This is a genomic window from Micrococcus sp. KRD070, assembly GCF_017168435.1.
Taxonomy (GTDB): Bacteria; Actinomycetota; Actinomycetes; order Actinomycetales; family Micrococcaceae; genus Micrococcus; species Micrococcus luteus.
The window spans coordinates 1-4,707 of the sequence record NZ_JABFNH010000037.1; the positions used below are offsets into that span (position 1 = coordinate 1).

4 protein-coding genes and 2 pseudogenes are annotated in these 4,707 nt (G+C 66.2%); 2 read left to right on the plus strand and 4 right to left on the minus strand.

The features are described from left to right. Positions 1–148: 148 nt before the first annotated feature. A pseudogene (locus J1M38_RS11310) lies at positions 149–352 on the minus strand (IS3 family transposase); the annotation flags it as partial. Positions 353–508: 156 nt separating this feature from the next. Between J1M38_RS11310 and msrB the strand changes: the two are divergent. Then, on the plus strand, positions 509–934 hold the full coding sequence (gene msrB / locus J1M38_RS11315; protein ID WP_053447646.1) for a peptide-methionine (R)-S-oxide reductase MsrB: 426 nt from the start codon (positions 509–511) through the stop codon (positions 932–934). Positions 935–1,109: 175 nt separating this feature from the next. Here the strand turns inward: msrB and J1M38_RS11320 are convergent, their stop codons facing one another. Both J1M38_RS11320 and J1M38_RS11325 read right to left on the minus strand, forming a co-directional pair. Further along, a complete protein-coding gene (locus J1M38_RS11320; protein ID WP_020624493.1) occupies positions 1,110–1,577 on the minus strand; it encodes a YkgB family protein in 468 nt (155 codons plus the stop codon). Between the two features lie 294 nt (positions 1,578–1,871). Then, positions 1,872–2,501 carry a TetR/AcrR family transcriptional regulator gene (locus J1M38_RS11325; protein WP_158443063.1) on the minus strand — a complete coding sequence of 210 codons (630 nt, stop codon included), beginning with the start codon at positions 2,499–2,501 and terminating at the stop codon, positions 1,872–1,874. 192 nt (positions 2,502–2,693) lie between these two features. Here J1M38_RS11325 and J1M38_RS11330 point away from each other — a divergent pair, with 192 nt between their 5' ends. Then, the gene (locus J1M38_RS11330; protein WP_206481644.1) at positions 2,694–3,260 is read left to right on the plus strand and encodes an MOSC domain-containing protein; all 567 of its coding nucleotides are present in this window, start codon (positions 2,694–2,696) and stop codon (positions 3,258–3,260) included. Between the two features lie 30 nt (positions 3,261–3,290). Here the strand turns inward: J1M38_RS11330 and J1M38_RS11335 are convergent. Beyond that, a pseudogene (locus J1M38_RS11335) lies at positions 3,291–4,459 on the minus strand (IS3 family transposase). Positions 4,460–4,707 lie beyond the last annotated feature (248 nt).

Genomic DNA, 4,707 nt, shown 5'->3' on the forward strand with positions numbered 1-4,707 from the left:
CCGGCTCGTCGAAGGTCAGGCCGTCACGAACTGGAAGCAGGCCCTCGCCCAGCTCGCCGCGGCCTACCCCGACCGGATCAACCCCTACCTGTGACCACCCCGCTTACACAGACAAGTTGACACGCCCCCGGCCAACGGCTTCATCGGCCGCCTTGCCTTCGAGCACGCCAGCATCGCGCATCCGGCGCCATTCGCTGATCAGCGAGGAGTACAGGCCCTCCCGGCGAAGGTAGGCCCCACCCTGCTGCTCCTGGCAGGCCTGTTCGTAGGCGGCCAGATGCGCCAGCTTCTGCTCCGGGGTGAAGCTCCGGCGCCGAGCCGGGCCACCAGCACGAGGGTGAGCGTCACTCATCTGTCCATCATCGGCGATCGCGGACAACGGCGGGGCGAACGTGGAACTACTCATGGTGATCGATCCTGAATCTCGCCCTGCGTCAGGCGGACTTGCTGTGAACCACTGGACTCAACTCACCCTGACACGCAGGGGCCGGGGACCGTTGAAGCCGTCATGAACACTGGATACGACAACTACCGGCCCGAGGTGCACAAGAGTGAGGAGCAGTGGCGTGAGGAACTGACGCCGCAGGAGTTCCAGGTACTCCGGAAGGCGGGCACCGAGAGGCCGTACACGGGCCAGTACTACGACGCGCACACCACCGGTGTCTATCAGTGCCGGGCGTGTGGCCAAGAGCTGTTCACCAGCACTGATAAGTTCGACTCGCACTGCGGGTGGCCCTCGTTCTGGGCTCCCCTGGCCGAGGACAGGGTGCGTTACCTACGTGATCGGTCCTTGGGGATGGAGCGCATCGAAGTGCGCTGTTCCCGATGCGACTCCCACCTGGGGCACCTCTTCGAAGGTGAAGGTTTCCAGACCCCCACCGATCAGCGGTTCTGCATCAACTCGATCTCCATGAAACTGATTTCCTCCGACTGAGTGGCCGCCCACCGGCTGAACCCTCAGCGCGCCGGCTCCAGGGCTTCGCCGCCGCCGGCGCGCTGACCAACCGGCCCCCAGGTCACCGGGGCAGAGAACATGGGCCGGGACGGGGTACCGCACCAGCAGTTCCCGTCCCGGCTCGTTCCGGGTCACGGCAACGGTCGTTTCCGGGCTACCGGCGGCGGGCGTGCTGCAGCGACTCGGCAGCCGTGAGGATGGATGCCCCCAGAAGCACGGTGTCCTTGAGCAGGAACTGCCCCACCATGGACAACTTGGTTTTCCCGTGGTTCTCCTGCTGCACTCCCGGGGTCGTGGCCATGAAACTGAGCGTGGTGACGAACATCCCTACCGCCCCGAGGCTGCCCAGGGCCGAAGCGCGCGGGGCGAGGGGCTTGGCGGCGATGAGAGCTCCCATACCGATCTCGGCCACCCCGATCAGCTGCGCTGTCTTCTTCTCCCCCAGCTTCTTGAGCACCCCGGAGAACAAGGGGCTGGAGGTGACCAGGGGCCTGATGTTCTCCATCTCGTAGTCCTGGAATTTCAGGGAACCGATCCAGACGAGGTTCGTCACCAGGGAATAGCGCAGTACCGAATTCCCCATCTGCTCGATCCCCGTGGTGGAAGTGTTCTTCGTCATCATTTTCTTGTCTCCTCGTTTTTTCTTGTAGATATCACTCGGACTTGAAAAGGAACCCACGGTTCCATGCTCATGCAGCACCTGGTTCTGCACCGGCAACCCGCGGTTTCCCACCGACGCAGCGTGGTACGCACACCCCGTCTTCCGCGTTGTCTGTGCCGCAACCCTTTCCCCGGGCCACCTGCGGAACTCGCGCGCACAGGCGCGTCGGGACGACCTCGTCGGCTTCGTGCGCCACCTCACGTGCTTCCGGACGCATCATGGTCCGGAATCGTCGTCGCCAGGTGTCAACAGGGCTCATCCCTTCCGAGCTATCGGCCTGCGAGTCGAACCGTGCCCATGAACAACTTCGCAGGCCATGTCGGCGGCCAGCTCGACCAGCGCAGGATCCCGTGTCATCTTGGCGGACGTTTTCGCCCCGTCGTACAGCACCATCACCTTGTCCACCGCGGTCGAGGACCCGTCCTCCCCGAGCAAATGGGCGATATGTGAGGCCAGTGCTTCCCGGTAATGAGCGATCACCTGGCCCACCCCGAGATCATCCGGGCGTTCGATGGCGGCGTTCATGAACGGGCATCCGTGGAACGTGCCGGCCAGAACATCGACAGAGATTCCATCGAAGAAGACTCTCAAGCGCTCAGTCGCGCTGGCCCGGGGGTCGTCCCTGGTTTCGGAAGCGGCTTTCCAGGTGGCCTCCTCCTGCTGGAGGTAAGCCACTACCAGAGCCTGTTTGTTGCCGAAGTGGTGATACATGCTGCCCTTGGCCACGCCGACCTCAGCGATCACCAGATCGATGCCGGTGGCATTGATGCCGCGTGTGTAGAACAGCCGGCGGGCGGTCGCCATGATCCGCTCACGAGCTCCCGTGGACCTCGCAGGCGACCGGTTCGGCGCAGTGGCCTGGGCTTCGGGGATGACTGCCATCATGCGCACCATGCTAGACGGATCCGTCTACAATCGTGGCTGGCGCCGCGCCGGAGGCCCGTAAGACAACCGATCCCCCGGGTCTCTGACGGGGCTTGGAGGAGGAAACCTGAACGCTGAAATTCTCGCTATCAACGGTGCGTCCGGTGGTGTCTACGGTGTGCCGGCAACCGTGGTGACGAAGGGAATGATGGCATGATGCAGACCTATCAGTACGACGTGGAGATCCTGCACCTGCTCGTGTCCCCGGGCCATGCCTACTTCGGCCGCGCCCGGGACGGCGCGGCGGACGTGCCCACCACGGATGCCGACCGGGTCGAGCTGGTGGCCGGCAAGGGCGTGGTGGGCGACCGGTTCTTCGGCAAGGCCGCGCACATGGACGCCGCCCTCACCCTGCTCGCCGTCGAAGCACTCGAGGCCATGGCGGCAGATCTGGGCACACCTCCCTTCGACCCGCTCCTGACCCGGCGCAACGTGGTCCTCCGGGGCGCCGAGCTGGCGCCCCTGCTCGGCGGGGAATTCGCGTTGGAGTCCCAAGGTGCTTTCGTGCGGCTGCGGGGTGGGCGGCCGGCCCACCCCTGCGCCTGGATGGACCGGGTGCTCGCCCCGGGCGCGCACGCCGCCATGCGCGGCCGGGGCGGCCTGCGCTGCCAAGTGCTCTCGGACGGGTTCCTGCACCGCGGGCCGGCCGTACTGCACAGCCCTGTCCCGCTCGAGGCCGAACGAGCCGGGGATTCCGTCCGGCGGCGACGGGACTGCTGAAGGTTCGGTTGACACTTCGGGTGTGGTGGTTCAGGCCGCTTTCGTCGGCCAGTAGATGGTCTCAAACTCGACCGGTGTCGTCTTTCCAAGGGCGCGCTGCCGGCGTCGGCGGTGGTAGGTCCGTTCGATCCAGGTGACGATCGCCAGCCGCAGCTCAGCGCGGCTGCTCCACCGGCGGCTGTTCAGGACGTTCTTCTGCAGGAGGGCGAAGAAGGACTCCATCGCGGCGTTGTCCGCGCTGGAGGCCACCCGTCCCATCGACCCGACCAGTCCGGCCCGGTGCAAGGCGGTGACGTAGGGCCGAGCACGGAACTGGCTGCCCCTATCGGCGTGCACCACGCAGCCGGTGACCTCGCCCGGGCCGCGGCGGGCGACGGCCATCTCGAGGGCGTCAACCGCGAGGGCGGCCGGCATCCGGTCGTCGATCGAGTAGCCGACGATCCGGCGCGACCACACGTCCTTGACCGCGCACAGGTACAGCTTCCCCTCGGCGGTGGCGTGCTCGGTGATGTCGGTCAGCCACAACCGGTTCGGGCCTGTCGCGGTGAAGTCCCGCTCGACGAGGTCGTCGTGCACGGGCGGGCCCGGCTTCTTCCACCGGCCACGAGTGCGGGCGTGGGCGGAGACGATCTGTGCTTGGGAGCAGATCTTCCATACCCGCCGCTCCGAGATCTCGTGCCCGGCCGCGGCGAGCTCGTCGGCGATGAACCGGTACCCGAACCCAGGGTCGTCACGGTGGACCTCGAACGCGGCGTTCATCGCGTAGGCGTCGACCAGGTCCCGCTCGCTGACCGGGTCGGCGCACCAGGCATAGAACGCCTGGGTCGAGAACTTCAGCACCCGGCAGGTCACCGTCACGGGGATCCCGTCGACGGCAAGGTCACGGACCAGCGGGTAGGTCATTTTGGGCTCTGACCCAGCCTCAAGTTCGCCTGCGACAGGTACGCCGCGGCGCGGCGCAGGACCTCGTTCTCCTGCTCCAGCAAGCGGATCTTCTTCCGCGCCTCGCGCAGCTCCTCGTTCTCGGCCTTGGTCACGCCGGGACGGTGGCCGTCCTCGACATCGGCCTGATGGAGCCAGTTGCGTAGGCAGGACTCGGAGATCCCGAAGTCCTTGGCGAGCTGAGCGATCGGGGCCTCGCCACGACGGGCGACCGCGACCACGTCGTCACGGAACTCCTTGGGGTGTGCTGCAGGCATGTCGACATCCTTCCAGCGGGGACCTCATGTCCCCACAGATCAGGTGTCAACCGAACCTTCAGCAGTCCCGAGGACTGGGGACGTGCTGTCTCGTGTCCGCTCGTGCGTCCTGGCGCGGATCTGTAAGCGGCCATGAAAAGCTGCCCATAGGTGGCCAGGGAATGACCCGCTGACGGCCATGAGGACTGCCCAGTGATGGCCACGGGAACTGCCCGGTGCTGGCCATCTGGTTTGCCCGCGTTGCTCGT